At 47.4% G+C, this 1220-nt stretch carries 1 protein-coding gene; it reads left to right on the top strand.

Annotation, left to right across the window (positions count from 1 at the left end):
* Positions 1 to 49: 49 nt before the first annotated feature.
* Positions 50 to 1220, top strand: a 1171-nt coding sequence (locus A3751_RS18625; RefSeq protein ID WP_068458529.1) for a wax ester/triacylglycerol synthase domain-containing protein, incomplete at its 3' end; no start/stop codon positions are given.

Here is a 1220-nt window from a genome sequence, read left to right as displayed (position 1 = left end):
CACTCGCCGCCTAAGCCTCGAACCACCAACTTCAGGTTGAGTCCATAGCATGAGAACGTTGTCAGAAATCGATGCATCCTTCCTCTTTCTAGAGAGCAGTAGAGCACCTCTGCATGTTGGCGGCACATACATATTTCGCAAAAAGAGCACTCGATCTCGATTCAATTTCGATAGATTTAAAGCCATTGTTGAATCAAAACTGGGCAATGAAACGTTCTTTCGACAAAAGCTGGTTGAGGCGCCGCTAAACAATGAATTTCCTATTTGGTGCGATGACCCGAGTTTCAAACTATCGAATCATGTTCACCATATTCAACTGAGCGCACTGCAAAACCCATGCTCACTAGATGAGCTTGCCGCCAAAATCCTCAACACCCCCCTTGAAAGACATCAACCTCTTTGGCAAGCCTACTATGTAGATGGACTCGAGAACGAACCCAACTGCGACAAGACCCACTTCGCTCTAATTTTGGTAACACACATTGCCGCTCTCGACTCCGCCACCGGAGAAGATGTTCTTAGCCAACTCCTTGATGTGAGCCCCCATGTCAGCAAGCTAACTAAGCCCGAACCTTGGGCGCCAGCAGCACTACCAGAAACAAGCTCAATACTGGAAGCGGCTTACAACAAAGCGTTGACCATTCCCACTGCATTGACCAACATGCTTAAAGACACCGCATCGTCCGCATTTTATGGCGTGCTCTACGAGAACCTTCAACGACTGAATCTTCCCGCCGCACTATTAAGTGTTGCGACAACACCTCTCAACAAGAAAGTCACAAGCAAACGTGTAAATGACAACCTCCACCTGTCATTTACAACCGTTCGAGAGCTCAGGCAGGGACTGGAAAATGTCACAACGAACGACATCCTAATCGGGATTTGCGCAGAAGCACTGCATTGCTATTTAAAAGACCACAATGTACTACCTAAAGCGCCACTCATTGCCCTTTCTCCAATCTCAGTACGCTCAACAAGCCTTAATTACAAATCAGGCAAACAACTCACAGCAAGCTTGTTCTCGCTAATCACAAATGAGCCACATCCAATCAAGCGGATTCGAGAGATTCACGCGATGGCAACGGACTCTAGTCACTACGATGACGCGATATCGGCAAATAGATTAACCGAGTTGGTACCGACAAATATGACCGCGCTCTCTGCTCGCGTCTACTCGGAATTTTTGCTCGCGCAAAAGTTTAAACCGATGTTCAACCTGC

The organism is Oleiphilus sp. HI0080 (assembly GCF_001635135.1).
The sequence above is the reverse complement of the archived record's forward strand: the minus strand, read 5'-3'. Positions and strand labels throughout refer to the sequence as shown.